This is a genomic window from Eubacterium sp. BIOML-A2, from assembly GCF_009680135.1.
In the GTDB taxonomy this organism is placed as follows: domain Bacteria; phylum Bacillota; class Clostridia; order Lachnospirales; family Lachnospiraceae; genus Faecalicatena; species Faecalicatena contortus_B.
Genome location: NZ_WKZK01000006.1, coordinates 36,336 through 56,087 on the forward strand (window position 1 = coordinate 36,336; position 19,752 = coordinate 56,087).

Genomic DNA, 19,752 nt, shown 5'->3' on the forward strand with positions numbered 1-19,752 from the left:
GTTTTTCTCTTCACATTACATTTTCTGTATTTTTTCCGTATCATCTATAACTCTCACAGCATATCTGTGTATGGATTCCCTGAAATCCTCTCGCATTTTTTCCGTTGTCTGAAGAAATGTTTGTAGAATACCGGATATTATATATCTTTTCGTTCTCTTTCAAATCCCCTGAAAAGCTTCTGGCGCTCATAGGCTTTTCTGCATTATCCTCACACCATCTGCAATATGCCTGATACAGTTTTCTGGAAGTTGCTGTTGTGTTCACTTCTAGACGGATATATCCGGTTGATTCCATAAAGGAAATAATGTTATTCGCGGATTCCATCGCTTCATGAAGATTTTTCTTTGCCTTCTCACTCAAAGTAAAACGATAATCATATTTCAATAAACGCTCCAATCCTTCCAGACACCAGAGGAAAATATCATCTGCTTCTTTTCGTAATTTCTCGATCAGATACGGATCATTCACTATTCCCGCCGGAATATCTTTTACCGTCAGAATGATCTGTCTCCGATAAAATCCATAAGACCGATCATGCGGTGCACTGAGACTTCCATTTCCTAAACAGCGGAACCTTACATACAGACTTCCCTGCACACTCTGCTTGGATTTTCTCTCCAGATCCATCTTGTCCTCCAGAGTAACAATAGATTTGATATAGTTGGTATCCTTCAGTGCTTCCAGCTTCATATCATCATCTACCATGAGAAGTTTATGTTCCAGATCTGCCCTTGCGAATCGGTATGCTCCACCTTCTGGATACTGCTTACATTCTTATCTTGTGCGGATATATTTCTTTTAGACATAAAATATGCCCCCTCCTAAGTAGCAAGTTTGTATTATTTTACTTGTCTACCTAGAAGGGAGCATATCAGCACAGCATGTGCTGTTATACATAAGGCAAGGGTCGTGAAGCCTTCAGCCCAGTTATTATCATAGAAGATCAGTATTTACAGACTTTTATTCACACACTCTGTTTCGGCTTAAAAATGGCAAAAAGATGCTGCCGCATCTATGATTTTCTAATCGTTGATGCGACAGCCCCATATCATAAGAAACGAGGTCTGGCATAATCTTTTAACCCCTAACCACCCCCTGAAACAACAAAGGAAGGCTTTTTTCGCTATCGAGGTCATCCTCATTTAAAAAACAAATATCTTCCTGTTTTTTATTTCCCCAAAATCACCTGCTCCCCTTCCGCTGCAACAACAGCGCTTCGCCTCTCCTTATCGTACTGCATCGTTCCTCCGCTTATGCTCCGGATTTCAGGAACATTGTAAAGTACATATGTTATCCTTTCATTTTTTCCACAACTAGACAAATAAATCTTATCTTTATCCGTATATGCCCTCACATTCAGCACAATATTACCTTCTTTGTCGGGGATCCGGCATTCTGCTTTCTCTCCCTCCCGTAATTCATAGATACCGATCTGCACATTTTCCGCGAAGGAATACCCGGCTGTTTTTTCATTGCTTCCCATCGGGAGAAGCGAATTCTCGGCCACGAATAAAGGCAGGGAATGATAATCGTATGTTTCCCGGTACCAGCGTCCTCCTTCTTTCCGTTCTCCGTTCAGAAGATGCGTCCACACACCTTTTGGGAGATAATACTCCCCAATTCCCTCTTTATTAAAAATCGGCGCTACCAGAAGACGATCTCCAAGCATATACTGCATATCGAGATATTTTACTGCAGGATCATTTTCATATTCCAGGATCATCGGTCGCATCACAGGAATTCCCGTCTTGTGCGACTCCACTGCCATACTGTAGATGTAAGGCATCAACTTCAATTTCAGTTTCGTAAATTCTCTGCACACTTCCACAGATTCTTCATCGAACAACCATGGCACCCTGTAGCTTTTGGAGCCATGTAGTCTGCTGTGAGTGGAAAGCAGCCCGAATTGCAGCCATCTTTTATATACATCTGCATCGGCTGCCAGTTCAAATCCACCAATATCATGGCTCCAGTAACTGAAGCCGGAGAGCATAAAGGAAAGGCCGCCTCTCAATGATTCTGCCATAGATTCATATGTGCCTGTACAGTCGCCTCCCCAGTGTACGGGGAATCTTTGGCCTCCCACCGTCGCACTTCTGGCAAATAAAACTGCCTCCTTTTCTCCTCTTTCTCTCTTTAACAATTCAAATACCGTCTGATTATATAATAATGTATAATAATTATGCATTCCCCATGCATCTGCTCCGTTTGCATAAGTCACATCAACAGGTATCCTTTCACCGAAATCTGATTTGAAACAATCGACTCCCATATCCAGCAGTTCTTTCAGTTTTTCCTGATACCAAATCACAGCTTCCGGGTTCGTGAAATCAATGACTGCCATTCCAGGCTGCCAGTTATCCACCTGCTTTACGCCCAAACCATCGGCGCGCATTAGGAAATAGCCTTTCTTCAACCCCTCCCGGAAGAATACCGTCCCCTGTGCTACATAGGGATTAATCCATACGCATATTTTCAACCCTTTGTCTTTATATCGCTTTAACATTCCCCTCACATCCGGAAATGTTTTCTCATTCCATTCAAAATCACACCAGTGCAGGCCTCTCATCCAAAAGCAGTCGAAATGGAATACGTCAAACGGCAGATCCCGCGCTTTCATCCCCTCGATAAATGAGTTAACAGTTTTCTCATCATAATCAGTCGTGAAGGAGGAACTCAGCCAGAGTCCGAACGACCATGCCGGAGGAAGTGCCGGTTTGCCCGTCAGACTCGTATAGTGCTCAATCACTTTTTTCATAGAACTTCCGCCAATCACATAATAACGCATCTCCTCTCCTTTTACGGAGACGCCGACTGCTTCTACCTTTTCGCTCGCAACCTCAAAGGACACGTCTGTGCTGTGATCCACATAGATTCCGTAATTTTTATTCGTTATATAGAACGGAATATTTTTGTAACTAATCTGCGATGAGGTTCCCCCGTCCTCGTTCCAGCAGTCTACAGTCTGACCGTTTTTTACAAATGCGGTAAACCTTTCACCAAGACCATAGACACATTCTCCCGCTGCCAGTGAAAACTCTGAGACAATATAAGGATTGTAGTCCTCAGCAAGATAATTTGTCTCCGGGTACTTGGTTGAATTTTTTCTGTCATGTCGCATGTATCCGACATTTTTAAACCCACATGATGTCATATCTTTCCCGTTTCTTTTGTAGCTGATATAGAACTCTTTTAGTCCCACATGTACACTAACATTCCCTGCTGACATCACCGCCTCATCCTCGCTGATGTCTATATTTACTTTACATTTTTCTCTATTCAGCATAAACCGGGGTTCTCTCTTTTCGTATCCTTCAAAATGAAAACATCTTACGGAAATAATATCCGCGCCGGCTGAGGTAAACTCAAACGTCAGCGTTCCGACGTCCAATGCGCCTGCGCGGCTGCAGATGGTCCGGAACGGAGCAATCACCCTCATGCCGTTTTCTATTTCTTCCACTTCGTACGCCTGTACCGCATAACATGCGTGAGCAGCCTCGCTCTTTTCCCAGAATCCCTCTGTAAATTTCATGGCTTACTCCTCCTGCTAATGTTCTGTACTACTTCCGCCTTTGCATAAAATCCTCTCGTTCTACCGTCGATTACTGCACTGTCAGCTACCTGCAGCTGCTCCTGTAGACGGATATCCCTGCAGGACGCTCCAAGCGAAATGATGTAATTCCCCTTTTCCACAAACCATTGCATGTCACGGTCCAAGAAGGCAAACTGAGACACCTTCATCTCAAACCGCACTTTCTTTTCTTCGCCCTTTTTCAATTCCACTCTCACGAATCCGGCCAGTTCCATTGTCGGACGCACCATCTGCGATACGGCATCTGTAAAATACATCTGGACAACTTCTGTTCCGTCACAGCCACCTGTATTTTTAATCCGTGCTTCCACCTTGATGACAGACGACGCACTAACGACCTTTTCCTCGATTTTCATATCAGAATACTCAAAAGAAGTGTAGCTCAACCCATGTCCGAAATAATAGAGAGGCTCTGCCGTATCATTGATATATCCGTTTTTATTCCGAATCATTCCGGTGTGCCCAGCTGCAACATAGCCGCTTCCTCTCGGAAGGCCATAGTAAATCGGAAGCTGTCCTGCATTTCTTGCCACAGTGACCGGAAGACGCCCAGACGGATTCACCTCGCCGAAAAGCAATCTGCACAGAGCGCTGCTTCCCATTTCTCCCGGCTGCCATACTTCCACGATAGCATTGAAATGTGACGCGGTAAACTCGTTTGACAGGGGACGTCCGTCATAATGAAGTACGACTGTTTTCTTATGTAATCCGTAAATTTTTCTCGCAAATTCTTCCTGTGCTCCCGGCAGGTCAATGTCGGTAGCATCCACGCCCTCCCCAACCGTGGAAGTACTTCCCCAGCCATTTTTACCTCCGAGCGTCAGCAAGACTACATCGGAATCGGCCGCAGCACGCACTGCCTCTTCCATTCCGCCAAGTTCAGTTCCTGCACAGTTTATCCCCTTTGCAAATACCACCTCTGTGTTAGGAAGATATTCTTTTAATTTTTGATAAAGTGTTTTTGCTTTCGGAAAATCTTTCTGTATCCGCTTATTTACCCTGGGTGAGGTATCACGAACCTGTCCTATATAATCCTGATCAATATCATAGATAATGACTCCCGGTTCCTCAAAGTCCTGCCCATCTTCCTCTCTGGACATCGTCATATCGATTACTGCAGGATAAGAAAATGTCCCGAACAAGCTACGGATGTTGTCCGCATGAGGACCAACTACCGCAAGTTTTTTTATCTGTTTTGACAGTGGAAGAACTTTGTTCTCATTTTTCAATAAAATAAAACTTTCCTCCGCTATCTTCTCATTCAGCCGCTCTGTTTCTTCTAAATGTAATGTCTTTTTTAGTTTTCTTAAATCCGGATAAGGGTTTTCAAAAATACCCATTTCAAACTTCATTCTCAGAACTCTCTCCACCGCCTGATCGATCACAGATATGCTCAGTCGCCCGTCATTTACCGCTTCTTTCATGCAGTAATGGAACCCTTTCGGTCTCGGATACTCTACATCCAGCCCGGCCTCAATTGCCTGAATTCCGGCCTCTTCAAATGTGGCGGCCACCGAAAATGGGTCTACCAGACGGTCCACTGAGAGATAGTCAGAGACAACAAATCCACGGAAACCAAGCGCATTTCTCAGTATTTCTGTAAGCATCTTTTTCGATCCCACAACCGGTTCCCCATCGATGGAACCATATGAATTCATAACACTCTTCAAATTGGCTTCCGTTATTGCACACTGGAAAGGTTTGCAGTGAATTTCCAGAAGATCTCTCTCCGAAACAAGATTGCGCCCCATATTGATTCCACCCTCTGTGACGCCATGCCCAGCAAAATGTTTTGCCGTTGCCAAAATACCTTTTTTCATATCCTCTGACTGAATCCCTCTGACAAAGGCACTCGACATCGCCGATACAAGAGCCGCATCTTCTCCGTATGTCTCTGTCATTCTTCCCCACCTCGGATCCCTGTCCACGTCCATCACAGGAGAGAGTGCCTGTCGAAATCCCACATATAGCATCTGGCGGCGTATGATATCCGCCATCTGCTCCACAATCGCCGGGTCAAACGTAGACGCCTGAGCGATTGCACTAGGAAATACATCAGCCTCCGTATACTGTGCCCCCGCACACGCTTCACAATGAATCAGTGCTGGAATTCCGAGCCTTGTCTCATTTACCAGATATCTCTGTAATTTGTCCGCGTACTTCACAATTTCTTCTACACTGTCTGCCACAGTAAATGCGCCAACATTCCCTATTCCGTTTGGTACATATTCCTTAAAATCAGGAATCTCCTCCGTGATTGTCACAAGACATGTAATCTGATCGATTTTCTCCTCAAATGTCATTCTCTGCATTAGGTCCTTAAGCCTTTCCTCCACCGGAAGGCTGCTGTCTTTGTAATTCGCCATCTCCTTTTACCTTCTTTCTTGCGCTGTCTTTCTGAATGGACTGCTTTATCGGATTATTTCAGATACTCGTCCACATTTTCTGCTGTGACGATTTTAAACGGAATGCTGACATCCTCGATATCTGCCGGATCTGTCCCGTTTTTCAGGTCCTCGAAAATCTGAGCACCCGCTTCTGCCTGTGCTTTTGCATCCTGCAGAGAAGTCATCGTCATTTCTCCGTTTTTAATAGATTCCAGTGCGTCATCACTTCCGTCCACACCGAGCACCTGAATGCTGTCCTGTTTTCCCGCAGATTTCAATGCCTCAACAACTCCCAATGCCGCATCGTCATTCTGGCATACAATTGCGTCAAAACTGTCATATGACAACAGACAGTCATCCGCCGTACTCATTCCGAGATCTTTTGCGTTTTCCACGTTATATTCACCTAAAATTGTAATATTACTGCCTTTCAGAGCATCTTCCAGACCCTGTTTACGGTCAATATACTGCTGGTCGTTTGGTGCTCCTGTGAAGTATAAGATAGATGCTCCTTCCGGAAATACCTCTCGAAGGTATTCACCCTGTGCTTTTCCCGCGTCATAATTCGGAGAACCAACATAAATATATCCGTCATAGTCATCCCCGCCCGAAACCGTAGTCAAAAATGAGATGTAAGGAAGTCCTGCGCTTTTCGCCGCTTCAAGTGCCGGTATAGAACCGTCCAGATCGTTGCTGATAGCTGACACTACATTTACGTTCTGTACAATAAAATCATCAATCTGTCCGTTCTGTACATTTGTATCCCCACCTGCATCTGTGACCGTAATATCAATACCTTTCGCCTCTGTCATCTCTTTTAAATACGTTCTGAATTTTGCACAATAATTGTACGTATCACTGTTGTTTGCAAATCCTACTAAGTACTCTTCACTTTTCTTTCCTGTATTACCCGTATCACCTGTCTTGTCCGTACCGCATCCTGTCATTACCGTCATACATACCATCATTCCCGCCACCATCACTGCTAATTTTTTCTTCATTGTTTTTTCCTCCTTCATTTTTATTTATTTACTTTTTTTATTTTCTTTTGTCTTAATATCAATAATTACTGCCACCGCAATTAACAACCCCTTCACAATCAACTGGTACTGGGTAGATACATGCAGCAGATTCAGTATGTTGTTGATCAATCCTACGATGATCGAACCGATTAAGGCTCCTGTTACCGTTCCGATTCCTCCTAAGAAGCTAGTCCCGCCCACAATCACCGCAGTAATGGCGTCAAATTCATACCCTTCTCCCACAGAAGGCATTCCCGCCATCAAACGCGCCATCAGCACTACACCTGCCAGTCCTGTCAGCGCACCGCTCAGTGTAAATATCAGCCTCTTTATGCGCTTCGTATTAATGCCCGAGGCAATTGCCGCCTTCTCACTTCCTCCGATAGCATAGATATAAGTTCCGAATGTTGTCTTTTTCATCAATATCGCTATGGCTGCTACCATAACAAGCATAATGATAACCGGAACCGGTATTCCGAGGACTGCACCATATCCCAGCGGTCTCGCTTTCTGCACGCCGCCGATTGTCTGCCCGTTTGTATATATCTGAACAATTCCCTGAAGTACATAGGTCATTGCCAGAGTCGCAATAAATGGCTGCAGTTTATAGTGGGTAATTAAAAATCCGTTCACCCAGCCGCAAAGACATCCGATTGCGATCCCCGCCAATATCGCCAGCGGCAGATTTCCCGTTCCTGCAAGGATCCCCGCCGAAATACACGCTGAGGTTGTACACAAAAACCCCGCTGACAAGTCAATCATTCCGGATACGATCAGCATCGTCTCGCCGCAGGCAATAATGGTAACCACAGAAATCTGTTTTAATATGTTAATCAAATTCTGGGGTTTTAAAAAGTTATGATTAATGACTGCCGATGCAATAAATAAAAAAATCATGATAAGTACGATTCCGTATTTTCTGTATATCTCTCCCGATGATAATCTCGTTTTATTTTTCATCTTTCGCCTCCACAATTATTTTCATAATTTTATCCTGAACCAGATCCTCACGCTCTAATATTTTTAACAATTTCCCGTCACCGACCACTCCTACTCTATGGCTCATGGAAAGCACTTCCGGCATATCTGAGGAGATGAGTATAATTGCCATACCCTGCCTCGCAAACTCTGTAATGAGGGAATAGATTTCTTCCTTTGCGCCTACATCAATCCCTCTTGTCGGCTCATCTAAAATAAGAAGCTTAATATCCCGCACAAGCCATTTTGCCAATACTACCTTCTGCTGGTTTCCGCCGCTTAAATTCTCTGCCAGTGTACTCATACCCGGTGCTTTCACTGAAAGTTCGGAACAAATAGCATTTCCCTTTTTCTTTACCTGCTTCGCATTCCAGAAGCCTAATCTCGCAAATAAATCCCCATTCGGAAGTTTGATATTGTCTTCTATCGGTCTCACACCTACAAATCCGTAAGTCCTTCTGTCCTCCGTCACCATTGCAATCCCGTGCCGTATTGCATTTTTGACTGAGCGTATCTTTACCTCTTTTCCCTCCATCAGGATCGCTCCTTTTTCCAGATGGTCCAATCCGAATATCGTCTGAACAATCTCACTTCTCCCTGCGCCTACCATACCTGCAAGGCCGAAAATCTCTCCTTCATGAACACGAAACGAAATGTCTCGAAATACCCCTTCATTCGTCAAATTCTTTACTTCAAGCACAACTCGATCCTGATGTTCTGAAATTGGCGGATAGATATCTTCGATATCCCTCCCGACCATCATAGAAATAAGCTGCTCTTCCGTAGTGTCTTTTATTTCCCCCGATGCAATCCACTTTCCGTCGCGTAAAACCGTATATTCATCGCAGAGTGCGAACACTTCTTCCAGCCTGTGAGAGATAAAAACGAATGCAATCCCGGTCTCTTTCAGTTTGCATACTGTCTTAAAAAGAATGCCGGTCTCCGCACTTGTCAGAGATGATGTCGGCTCGTCCATAATAATAACTTTACTGTTTCTCGAAATAGCTTTTAGAATTTCAATCATTTGGCACTGAGCCACATTCAGATTTCCCATTTTTTCATCGGGCTCATAATCCAGATTCATTATTTTTAATAATTCCTTTGTTTGCTTCTTTCTCTCCTTTTTGTCCAAAAATAATTTCCCTTTTTTCTGCTCTCTCCCTAAAAACAAGTTCTCTGATATTGTCAGCTCAGGTACATAGTTCAATTCCTGTGCGACAATAGAAATTCCATGTGCATAGGCATCCTTCTCTGACTTCATATGAATCGCTGTTCCTTCACAAAAGATTGTTCCGCCATAACCGGTATAAGTTCCCGACAATATCTTCATCAGTGTTGACTTGCCGGCCCCGTTTTCACCGACCAGTGCATGGACTGTGGACGCACGTATCTTCATATTGACCTGATCCAATGCGACTACACCCGGAAACTCTTTGCGTATGTTTTTTAGTTCCACAATTGTACGCCTCACCAAAATGTTCCGCCCTCCTTGTCTAAACGTTTTAACACTTATTATTCTTTTTCCTTTTTTGTACGTTAGAATTATATCATATTTATCGTATTTATTCAATTAATTAGGATTATTTTTGTTTATTTTGTATATTATCACTTGTCTAAACGTTTCAACAAATATGTCTAAACGTTTCAACACTGTTAAAAATATACAGACAGAAATGGTATTATTTTACAGAATAAAAGAGCCGGTTTCACCGACTCTTACCTAAAACCATTTTAAATTTTCTTTGTACTGCCCCGAAGCAAAAGTTGTGGTTTATACTCTCTCACATCCCTTCCTTTTTTTTCTGTGCACTCGATCAGCTCCATGGTGCGTTCCCCTATATACTTTCCCATTTCCTCTACCGGAATCCCTATTGTTGTCAGCGGCACCTGCATCACATCCGCGAACGGAACGTTGTCGAAACCGACCACAGAAACATCCTCCGGGATACCAACCCCGTACATTCTGGCCGCACGATAAATACCAAATGCCATCTCGTCATTCATAGAGAAAATAGCCGTCACCTTTTTTCCCATAATATAAGGAAATAACATGTATCCGCTATTCATTGTATAATCCCCATAGACAACCAGTTCTTCATCGTAAGAAATTCCAGCTTCCTCAAGCGCCATTTTATATCCTTCCAAACGCTCCTGTGTCACCTGATAGTTCTTTTTCCCCGCCACACAACCGATCCTTCTGTGTCCGTAATCTATGAGATGCTTCGTCGCAATATATCCGCCCTGACGGTAATCAAACACTACATCCGTCCCCTCACAGGCAAATCCGTAATTATCCATAGTCATTACCGGAACATCTAACTGCAGCATGGCATCATTCAGTTTCTTTTTTTCTTCATCCGTATATTTCTCAAGCGATTTCGCCCAGATCAAGGCACTGATATTTCCCGCACCCACGTTCCGAATCAGATCATACTCCACCGCTCCGTCATCTTCGATAATATGGCAGACAAGAGAGTAGCCTCTTTTTTCAAACACATTGTTAATCTCCATGAAAAGCGATGAAATATGGGTATTCCGCAAGTCATTAAAGACAATCCCTATCAGCTTACTCTTTTTATTCACAAGGCTTACCGCTGCATTATTCGGCTGATAATTATACTTTCTTGCAACTTCTATTACTTTTGCTTTTGTCTTCTCCGACACCCTCGTTTTCTTTGAAGACAGTGCCATAGACACCGTTGCCACCGAGACGCCGCACTCGCGTGCAATATCCTTAATTGTCACCTGCATCGCCGTTCCTCCGATATATCTTCCACTCTGTTTCTATCTGTGTTTTTTGTCTATTTTACCATTGTAAAACAAATCATAATATCTGACAAGGAATTCCCCAGCACTTTCTTGTCTGTATTTTAAATTTATTTGCTTCAGCGCCCTGAACTCCTCTACATTCCAACAAATTTGGGCCATGTTCTTTCTTAAAAGAACATGGCCCAAAGCAGGCAAGAGGTGTCCCAAACCCAGGCATCCCTATATTTTATCCCCTGCACCTTAAACTTTCATAAAAAATAAATAGTCCCTCTGCCAGCACCGGATTTATGACATGAATCCCTGTACGGCTTTCTATTTCGCGGTCTATTCCGTCCATTCCGAGTCCCGTGCAGGCCAATACTATTATATCCGCCCCCTTTTCCTTCAATTCCAAAGCCTTTCTGTAACAATTTTTGCGTCCTTCTTCTTTTCGTAGGTCCAATGTATTCTGTACGCCGTCCGGCATTGCCATCTCTATTATCTTGTCCCCCAGCATCTTTCCAAAAGCTTTCGGAATATAAGATGTTACGCCCAAAAGCGCGATCTTTTTTCCATACAAAGATGCCAATGCAGCCGTACATTCCCCTGCCCCAAGAACCGGTTTTTCCGGAAACATCCGGCGTATTTCATCTACTCCCGGGTCATCGGCACAGCTGACAACAATCAAATCTTTATTTGCAAACCCCTTAGCGAGTGCTAAAATCTGCGGCAGCGCTTTTTGGACCAGCTGTTTCGTAGGCAGACCTTTTTCAAATCCCTGAATACATTTACTTTCCACCTTTATTCCCGGGAAGAATGTTTCTATGACCCTCCCGTGGCTTTGTAACTTTTCGTCATTTTCTAAGGTTACCACCCTGATTAAACCGACCTCAAACATAAGATCCCATCCTTTTTTATTCCTTAAACACGAGAATGTTCCCCTTCGCCTATACGTCTAACCATTCACTGACAGCACGTGCCAGCATGGTTCTGCACAGAATCACAGGCTTTCCTGAAATCTTTCTTACAAGCTTCTTCGCCTCTTCCGTATATCCAATACAGTCCATCACGATTAAATCCGAATCAATTTCCTTTGCCTTTTGCGCTGCCTCAACCAATTCTTCCCTGCTTCCATAAGGGTTCGCAGCTATTGGAGCGACCTGATCCATAATGGGTCCCCATTGATCATATGCCTGCTGTATCTGTTGCGCATCAGGCGTAATTAATATCATATTAGACCGCTTACTAACTGCTTTTGCGATCCCATTCAGAATTTTGGACGGATAAATCAACGGCACATTCGCCTTAAAAATATCCGGAAATGAACCGGCACATAAAAACATAATCACTTCTGCCCCATTATGCTCCAGCCGGGTAATACAGTCCTGCAGCCGGCTAAGAATGAAGCTTTCACCAAATTTTGCAAATTCACCGTTTTGAAGGCGGGAAACAAGCACATAATCGCCCTTCGCCGGTTCCATTTGTTTGATTTCTTCCATTGAAATCCCGTCCAGTGCCCCTGCTTCTAAAACTTCAACCTCTTCTCCCAGAATCGCCTTCATGTCCGCCATAACGTCAGTTCTTGGAGATTGTCCAATTGTTACTGCTCCTATTTTCATAATAACACCTACTCTCTCATAGTAAATCCAAACACAACCGGCACTCACACCGGGCAATTCTCATTCTGACATTTAAAATACTTTGCAGATATCGCCATACAGCCCGGGCATCCTATACTTAAGATAAGGTATTTCTTCCCGCCTTTGTTGTACAGTACTCCTGGTAAGTTCTATTTCCATTATCCCATCCTCGTCATTGCCAATGCAGCGCATGACCCGTCCCGATGGATCCACAATTGTTGAAAATCCGCAGCGTTCACTTTCATATTTTGCTCTATTCACTCCCGCTACATATAGTTGGTTTTCTGCCGCTCTTGACGCAAGCATAGTTGACCAGAATTCCTGATACGGATGCGGCCATGCACTTGGATAAATAAGCAGCTGGGCGCCTTTCACAGCCAGTATCCTGCTCAGTTCCGGGAACCCCAGATCTCCGCACACGAGCAGGCCAATCTCCCAGCCCTTATACGTAAAGACCTCTATTGCGGAACCCGGTTCAAAAAATTCCCTTTCCTCCCCCCAAAGATGTATTTTGTCAAAGTAATGCAGCATTTTCCCATTTTCATCCCAAAAACACGCCGTGTCAAAATACTGTTCCTCTCGTTTGTCTGCAATCCCGGCAACAATTGCCAATTCATTTTCTATCGCCAGATCAGCAAAAAATGCTTTCTCGTCTATCGGCACAGTCCTTGTTTTTTCAAAATCATACCCTCTTACACAAAGTTCCGGAAAACAAATAATGTCAGTACCCTTTCCCTTTTGGGCCCGGATAATGGAACGGATTTTATTCATGTTATACTCCGCATTCCCCTCTGCCGCTCCCATCTGCACCATGGCTAATTTGATTTTCTTATCCTGCACAGCAAATCTCCTTCCTGCTTTTAAACCAGTTTATTATTTGGATGTTACGAATGACTCTTTTGATCATTGTGCTCCTGCTCTGTAACCCTCTCTTTTCCTTTTGCCCAGACACGGTATCCGTAATAAGTCGCCCCTGCCATAACAAGGCCGTTGACAGCAGAAACTCCTACCACAACGACAAATGAAGTGATATAGCATGTCACTGCCCCAATCACACAGCACACAATTCCTGCAACATTAAAATTGCTTTCAACTACATATTCCTTTTTATGTATAAGATAATATTCGACCCAGAGTATTCCCGCAATCGGACCATAAATCACGCTGATCAGATTAAGAAAACTCTGAAAATATTGGATCACATTTAACATAGCAAGAACCGTCCCTATCATACCCGCCACAAAGGTTAGCGTACTTCTTTTTTGTTTTGGGAAAATATTATTCAGCGCCAGTCCGCCAGAATATGCGCCGGTTAAGTTGGTTGACCAGGCGGCGCCTATCAAGATCACAAATGCAACCCAGTTAAATCCCAGATTAAACAGAACATCAACAATATTATATGACGGCGCAGTCATTGCAATAATAGCCGTTCCGGTCTCTTGAATTGCTGAAATTCCCCCGATTCCAATTATACTGATAATTGCAATATGGCTTTTCTTTTTCTTGCAAAATCTGGTATAGTCACTCGAAATAATTGCTCCGCACATGATAAGCCCGACAACCATATTTAAACCGCTCATAATCCCCATATGTTCTTTCGGAACATAACTCCAAATGTTGGCAAGGCCATATGTATTGGATGTCTTTATCAGCCCCCAGACAACAAGTATCAATATCGGAGGTATTAAAATATAATTGACCCACTTAATTGAATGGAATCCCTTTGCAGCAAAAATTGTCATTAATACGCCAACAATAATTACGATTAACTTGTAGTTACTAAACTGAGGAAAAATTTTTTGGATTGATAAAGCTGCCAGGCTTGTCTGAATGCCAAACCATCCGAACAGTGAAATACACATGGCCCCCGATACTAGAAATTTGTTTGCATACTTTCCAAATGCCATCTCCGTCAGTTTATAGGTAGTCAGCCCCTCTCTCATTCCGATAAGACCCTGAATGTAAAAAATAGTAACCAATATTAAGTTTCCTATAATAATGACGAATATCGATTCTTTTAGCGTTAGCTTCTCAATTAATCCCCCTCCCACCATAAGTGTAGAAACCGCTACATTCATACCCAGCATCGCAAAAAGAGGTCCTGATAACCCTTGCCGTTGTTCATCAGGGATTCGTTCTTGAGCGGCGCTTTCCTTTTGGATAACTTCTCCCATTTTCGCAACTCCTTTCTCTTTATTTTGTTTTTCTTTTTATTATGTGTTTATTATATCATGAACAAAACTATAACTAAGGTGTAAATGTGTACACAAATATAGTATATAAATATACAAATCATACATCATAACAGATTTAGATTTGAATTATTCGCTTATTCCTGATAAAATGTTCTAAATATCATAATATTCAAGGAGGTGCAGGAAGTATGAAAGTGCGTGATTTATTTGATTTAAATGCGGAAGTATTTAAAGAATTCCGGCTTCTGACCGGAGTTGGAGGGCTGGATAATGAGATAACGGATGTTGTTATTATGGAAGTACCAGACGGTATCTATTGGATTAATCCAGATAACTTCGTTATTACAACCGGCTATTCTCTTATGACAAACGAAGTTTCTATAGAAAATATGATTCAGCTCCTGATATCACGTAAAGCTGCTGCCCTGGGCATTAAAATCGGAAAATATATTGACAGTCTCCCTGAGAAAATAATCGCTTATGCAAATGAGCACAATTTCCCCATTATCAGCATTCCTCTCGCCTTTACCTACAACAGTATGGTGCTTCCCATTCTTAATAAATTAAAAGGCGAGGATAGTTATCAGTACTATATAGTCAGAAAACTTCACGAAGAACTAAGCTTATTAAAAAAGCATCATATTAACATCACTTCTTTCATCAGGCTGATTGAAGACTATACGAACCAGGAAATATTCTTATACTGGGAAAATAATTTAAGCCTTATCAATAATACTGACCGTGTAGACGACGCCTTACTGAAAAAAAGCATCCGTGAAAGCCTCTCACAGATATATGCAGCGGACCGCCCTTTTGAGATTTCATCAGATACGGCTTCCTATGCAATATTTAAAGTAGAAAGTCTGACAGAAGTGTTGGCTTTTCTCTGCATACGTATGGGATACGGACAGTCGTTAACTCCGATCAATGAAATCCTTATTAATGAAATTCTTCCAACTGCCTGTATATATTTATTGACTAACTTAAACAAATCTGCAAGATACTATAAATCCGCAGATGACTTTTTCTTAAATATTCTGGATGGAACATACACCGGAAATGAACTCAGATTAAAAGAAGATGCTTCCTATCTGAATGTAGATTTTCAGGTCTCCCGCTTTGTCTGCGTCATTGACACAACAATTAAAACATCTGGAGAATTTCACATTTTTAAGGAAAAAATCATATCCTCTCTGCAAATATATACCTTCCATTACATTTGCCAAAAGCATGGATATCAAATCATTTTAATCATTGAGCCGAAGAATTCTCAGAATATACAAAAAATATATGAACCTTGCTTCCAAAAGCTCGTGGGTGATCTCAAAAAAAGGTTCCCGGCAGAGCACTTTTCAGTTGGCGTCGGCAAAACTTGCCACACGCTGAAACATTTGAATTTTGCGTATGAGGAGGCCCTGTTCGCCTTAAAAATAGGTAAAAAACTCCATGCACAGCAGGACGGCATATACTTCTATGAAAACTTCATGATTTACCACCTGCTATATGAAATTTCAGGCCATCCAACCTTATCTAAAATTTATAAAAATACAATAGAACGCATCCAAAAATATGACCTTGAAAATAATACTGTGCTTCTTAAAACTCTTGAAATGCTGGTTGACTGCGATTTCAGCATTTCCCAAACCTCCGACAGGCTTTATATACACCGCAATACTCTTTATAAACGAATAAACAAGCTGAACTCGCTGTTAGATTTCGATATTGACAAATCCGAAAACCGGCTTATTCTGCAAATCGCCCTAAAGCTCCATAAAATCGGAGTTTAGTCGGCAGGCTTTAGTGCTGTCGACGGATGGGGCCGCAAAATGAAGGGATCGCCGCAAACCCTTCATTTTGCGGCCGTGTCCGTCGACAGGACTAAAGCCTGCCGACTAAACTCCGTTTTACCTCCTCAACAACAGCCTGTACCAGACGGTCCACGTCCATTTTCTCGTTATAACATGTATTCGCGGCTTTCCTTTCACTGCCAAACAGCTTCATCTTTTTCATTGATTCCTGCTTAACCGCCTCCACGGCTGCAGGAATCAGGTCAATAATCCCTTTATTCATATCACTGAATTTTTTAAATTCCGCCTCTACCGCAGCGATATTGATATCCGTAAAAATATTCACCTTGCTGATGCCCTCCGAAACAGCCTGTTTGAAATCAGAGTCCGTAAGGCCGGAGCCACCATGCAGTACAAGAGGGACATCCACGGTGTTTGCAATAGTCCTGATTCTCTCAAAATCTAATTTTGGCGGCAGCTTGTATGCTCCATGTGCATTTCCTACCGCGATCGCCAATGCATCTACTTTTGTCTTTTCCACATAATCCTTCGCCATCTTCGGTTCCGTATAAAACTGCTTCGGATCTGTCATATGAGAATTTCCTTCTGCAGATCCTTCATTATCTCCTACGTGTCCAAGCTCCCCTTCGATTGTAGCGCCGTAAGAATGGGCGATATCTGCCATTTCCCTTACTTTTTTTACATTCTCCTCATAGGGATCTGTAGAACAGTCATACATAATGGAAGAAAACCCTAATTCAAGTGCTTTCAGGCAAGTTTCCTTATGAAGGCCGTGATCCAAATGGATGACAACCGGCACATTTGCCTTCTTCGCCATAGGAATCAGGTAATATGACACCTCCTCCAGCGGTCCGTATGGAAACAGTACTTCCGCAGTGCCCATGATTACAGGCGAAGCCGTACTTTCCGCTGCACTTATAATTCCTCTTGCAAGTTCCAGATTTACCGCATTGAAAAGTCCTACTGCATAATGATTTTTTTTCGCAGGAATCAATACTTCATTTAAATTTACTAACATATTCCGCCTCCCTGATTTTTATGTGATCATTTTATGACCCGATTTTGTTCCATCCGGCATTTATTTTCTGTTCCAGTTCCTCAAAAGTCTGCAGTCCGCTCAAAGCATCATAGGCCGCCACGCAGGAAGCACCGGTTGCCGCCGACAGCTGCAGTGTTTTCTCCAGAGGATATCCTTCCAGCATGGCAGTCAAAAATGCAGCGATGCTCGTATCCCCGGCTCCGGTACCGGAAAGGATACGCTCCGGCACATAACTCTTTTCAAACCCTTCTTTGTCTGCCCAGCTGTTTAAATCCAGCCCCACTCTGTTTCCTATATTCATGAGTGCCCTCCGGCCCGCGGTTTTATAATACATCCCGGGCGCACCGCATTTGATCAGAAGGACTTTGGCGCCGAATTCCATGCATTGTCTTCCCAGGGGCTTTATATCTTTTTCGATGTCCAGGACCTCTGTGATGTCCTTACCCGAAGCCCTTTCCTGCCATTGTTCGTAACGCTTCTTATCCAGCATAAAACAAAGTTCTTCCACGCTGGGCACAAAAAAGTCCACATAAGGCATGACACTTTCCAGAATCTTCTCCCAGTCAGCCCTGCCGGCTTCTGCATAAGGATCTACAGCCGCCATATCAAGGGAAGTTGCTGCACCAGCCGCTTTTGCACGTTTCATGATTTCCACCAATTCCGCCCCGTCATTTTCATACATAGATCTCATCAGCGGAGGATATCCGAAATGAAACAACGCTGCTTCCTCCAGCGCTTTCTGAGGAATGTCTGATGCCCGGAAGGAATGGTTTGCCCCTGAATTGTGCAGAAAGATGCGGTCAATCCCCGGAATTGCCAGGATCACAGTATAGGATGTGGATTCCTTTTCCGATAAAATCATTCCCGCCTCTGCATCATGCTTCTTTAAAATATTATAAACCATATCGCCAAATGCATCTTTTCCGATCTTCCCCATCAAAGTAACATCCGCACCGAGTATCTTCATTGCCAGTCCGGTGTTGGCTACGGCTCCGCCAGTGTGTACGTCCGCCTGCCTCATCTGTATCAGCCTGCCCGGAGAGAGCGTCTCGCTTAGCTGCTTTACCTTTTTGTCAGGAAATACCGGCGTAATATCCAGACAAATATGTCCGGCTGCGATTACTTTTTTCTTCATAGCTGCCTCCTGTCTTTTTTTCTAATACGGAAAATGGGAGACCTTTTGATCTCCCTGTTTTCCGTGTCAAAACTTATTCGATTCCCATCAGAAGATTCATCACATACATTTCCAGCGCCTCAAAATCTCTGTTTTCAACACATTTTTTCTGAAAATCATAATCGAACTTATCCGCCTTTTCTTCCAGAGCCTTAAATATCTTCAGGCTGTTTTCCAGATGCTTATAGCTGTCCTCATCCTTTGTCGTCCTCATGGCCTTAACATCGAGACCGACATACTCTCCGTTCTCCCCATAGCCATTTTCCTTCAGGACCTTGACCTGATTGAATGCTGCGCGCAGATTCTCGACGCCAAATGATTTGTCCTGATCATAACGGATTCCGTTCTGGTCATTCAGATGCACGGTCATCAGTTTTCCCATTGCCATCGCAAATCCAATCTCATTAGCCGGATCCAGCCCAGCCAGAATTGCGTGTGCACTCTCCAGGTTGCCGCCCACACGCGCCGGGTCTATCGTAGCCGCAGAAACAGCCATGACATGTCCCATTGTTCCACAGATGCTTCTGTCAATCGGCTCATTTGGCTTCGGCTCGATGCAGACACGGATCTTCGGGTCATATTCCAGCATCTTATTAATTGCCTCAACCAGCATCTTTGTTGCCCAGACCGGAGATTTCGACTCTGCACACAGCGTTCCCTCTCTTGCAAGCCAGAGTACAATCATGTCACACCCAAGTTCGTTTGCAATATCTATCGAGCGGTAAGCCCTCCACATCGCATACTCTCTGTCTTTTTCAGATGTGCTCATGAATCCGCCGTCCTGTGTGTGATCATCCATCCAGAGGCGCGGCGCGACAAACTCTGCCTTTAGATCATATTTGTCCAGTGTTTTCTTCAGTTCGCGCGCCTTCTCTTTGATTTCCTCTTCCGTGTAATCATTGATGTTCGGCACTGCATCGTCATCGTGGAACTGCACCGCGGAAAATCCCAGTTCTGCAAACTTTTTGTACTTCTCCTCTGTCGGAATGTCCCTTCTTGTTGCCGGGCCATAAGAATCTGCTCCTGTATGTACATTCCAGGGACCGACTGAAAATTTGAATTTTGTCATAATAATTTTTCCTCGCTTTCATAAAAAATTGGCTTTAGCGCTATTATTAGCGCTTTTTACGGGAATACCGCACGCCCTTAACTGCTGTATCTTAGTTAT

At 43.3% G+C, this 19,752-nt stretch carries 15 protein-coding genes; 1 reads left to right on the forward strand and 14 read right to left on the reverse strand.

From position 1 onward, the window contains the following. Positions 1–40 precede the first annotated feature (40 nt). From GKG43_RS03665 to GKG43_RS03715, 11 genes are all read right to left on the reverse strand, one after another. On the reverse strand, positions 41–706 hold the full coding sequence (locus GKG43_RS03665; protein WP_330377731.1) for a DUF5906 domain-containing protein: 666 nt from the start codon (positions 704–706) through the stop codon (positions 41–43). Between the two features lie 463 nt (positions 707–1,169). Then, positions 1,170–3,533, reverse strand: a complete 2,364-nt coding sequence (gene yicI / locus GKG43_RS03670) for an alpha-xylosidase (protein ID WP_055154682.1) — start codon at positions 3,531–3,533, stop codon at positions 1,170–1,172. After that, entirely contained in the window at positions 3,530–5,959 is a 2,430-nt protein-coding gene (locus tag GKG43_RS03675; RefSeq protein ID WP_129878653.1) for a glycoside hydrolase family 3 N-terminal domain-containing protein, read from the reverse strand. The genes yicI and GKG43_RS03675 overlap by 4 nt, the downstream gene beginning before the upstream one ends. A 53-nt stretch (positions 5,960–6,012) precedes the next feature. Beyond that, complete coding sequence (locus GKG43_RS03680; RefSeq protein WP_173020068.1) at positions 6,013–6,981, reverse strand: sugar ABC transporter substrate-binding protein; 969 nt, start codon at positions 6,979–6,981, stop codon at positions 6,013–6,015. Between the two features lie 24 nt (positions 6,982–7,005). After that, positions 7,006–7,962: an ABC transporter permease gene (locus tag GKG43_RS03685; RefSeq protein WP_129878657.1), complete on the reverse strand. Its 957-nt coding sequence runs from the start codon at positions 7,960–7,962 to the stop codon at positions 7,006–7,008. Continuing rightward, the gene (locus tag GKG43_RS03690; protein ID WP_129878719.1) at positions 7,952–9,451 is read right to left on the reverse strand and encodes a sugar ABC transporter ATP-binding protein; all 1,500 of its coding nucleotides are present in this window, start codon (positions 9,449–9,451) and stop codon (positions 7,952–7,954) included. Before GKG43_RS03690 ends, GKG43_RS03685 begins: the two co-directional genes overlap by 11 nt. Before the next feature lie 260 nt (positions 9,452–9,711). Continuing rightward, the gene (locus GKG43_RS03695; protein WP_050640298.1) at positions 9,712–10,731 is read right to left on the reverse strand and encodes a LacI family DNA-binding transcriptional regulator; all 1,020 of its coding nucleotides are present in this window, start codon (positions 10,729–10,731) and stop codon (positions 9,712–9,714) included. A 244-nt stretch (positions 10,732–10,975) separates the two neighbouring features. Then, positions 10,976–11,626, reverse strand: a complete 651-nt coding sequence (locus tag GKG43_RS03700) for an aspartate/glutamate racemase family protein (protein ID WP_050640300.1) — start codon at positions 11,624–11,626, stop codon at positions 10,976–10,978. A gap of 49 nt (positions 11,627–11,675) precedes the next feature. Continuing rightward, complete coding sequence (locus GKG43_RS03705; protein ID WP_129878659.1) at positions 11,676–12,347, reverse strand: AroM family protein; 672 nt, start codon at positions 12,345–12,347, stop codon at positions 11,676–11,678. Between the two features lie 72 nt (positions 12,348–12,419). Further along, positions 12,420–13,208, reverse strand: coding sequence for a carbon-nitrogen hydrolase family protein (locus tag GKG43_RS03710; RefSeq protein WP_129878661.1), 789 nt, complete (start codon positions 13,206–13,208; stop codon positions 12,420–12,422). A gap of 44 nt (positions 13,209–13,252) precedes the next feature. Then, positions 13,253–14,542 (reverse strand): cytosine permease, encoded by a 1,290-nt coding sequence (locus tag GKG43_RS03715; protein ID WP_050640303.1) that lies wholly within the window; start codon positions 14,540–14,542, stop codon positions 13,253–13,255. A gap of 209 nt (positions 14,543–14,751) precedes the next feature. Here GKG43_RS03715 and GKG43_RS03720 point away from each other — a divergent pair, with 209 nt between their 5' ends. After that, positions 14,752–16,350 (forward strand): PucR family transcriptional regulator, encoded by a 1,599-nt coding sequence (locus tag GKG43_RS03720; RefSeq protein ID WP_129878663.1) that lies wholly within the window; start codon positions 14,752–14,754, stop codon positions 16,348–16,350. A 91-nt stretch (positions 16,351–16,441) separates the two neighbouring features. On the opposite strand, the gene GKG43_RS03725 is transcribed toward GKG43_RS03720, so the two are convergent. The 3 genes from GKG43_RS03725 to GKG43_RS03735 all read right to left on the reverse strand — a co-directional run bounded on the left by GKG43_RS03725 (position 16,442) and on the right by GKG43_RS03735 (position 19,653). After that, positions 16,442–17,389: a class II fructose-bisphosphate aldolase gene (locus GKG43_RS03725; protein ID WP_129878665.1), complete on the reverse strand. Its 948-nt coding sequence runs from the start codon at positions 17,387–17,389 to the stop codon at positions 16,442–16,444. Between the two features lie 31 nt (positions 17,390–17,420). Then, positions 17,421–18,545: a carbohydrate kinase family protein gene (locus GKG43_RS03730; protein ID WP_129878667.1), complete on the reverse strand. Its 1,125-nt coding sequence runs from the start codon at positions 18,543–18,545 to the stop codon at positions 17,421–17,423. A 73-nt stretch (positions 18,546–18,618) separates the two neighbouring features. Further along, the gene (locus GKG43_RS03735; protein WP_129878669.1) at positions 18,619–19,653 is read right to left on the reverse strand and encodes a TIM barrel protein; all 1,035 of its coding nucleotides are present in this window, start codon (positions 19,651–19,653) and stop codon (positions 18,619–18,621) included. Positions 19,654–19,752 lie beyond the last annotated feature (99 nt).